Origin of the sequence: Blastococcus sp. TF02-8, assembly GCF_003319175.1 — a bacterium.
GTDB lineage: Bacteria > Actinomycetota > Actinomycetes > Mycobacteriales > Geodermatophilaceae > Blastococcus.
The window spans coordinates 1-505 of record NZ_QOHK01000032.1; the positions used below are offsets into that span (position 1 = coordinate 1).

Genomic DNA, 505 nt, shown 5'->3' on the forward strand with positions numbered 1-505 from the left:
CCCCGGAAGGAAACAGACGTGCGGGCCTACAAACAAACTCTGCAAACCAGAGTCAGAAGATGCTCGCGTCCACTGTGCAGTTCTCAACGTACAACCAGTCACCACCCACACGACCCCACCAGACCCGACCCACCCCGAAAGGCAGAACAGCGGTATGAGACCCAGGCAGCCCTGAACAGAAGAACCGGTCGCCCGTTCCCTCAGGACCCAACAGCGTGCCTACGACCAGCTCCCACCCGACACCACCCCGTTCCCCACGATCCCCAGCCCCGAAGGACCAGACACCGCCGTACTAGGAGCAGCACCAGACTGCCGGCCGAACTGGTCAGCGTTCCACCCTCGAGCACCACCCCACACGCTGCGCCGGCACCCCGAAGCGGGCACCGATCATGGTGTGGGCGCGGCTCTGCACCGACAAGCTGAGCTCGCCGGCGAGATGCTCCTTAGAAAGGAGGTGATCCAGCCGCACCTTCCGGTACGGCTACCTTGTTACGACTTCGTCCCA

1 rRNA gene is annotated in these 505 nt (G+C 63.4%); it reads right to left on the reverse strand.

Annotated features, from left to right (window positions below):
* Positions 1 to 447 precede the first annotated feature (447 nt).
* Positions 448 to 505: ribosomal RNA gene (locus DQ237_RS19365) — 16S ribosomal RNA — on the reverse strand; the annotation flags it as partial.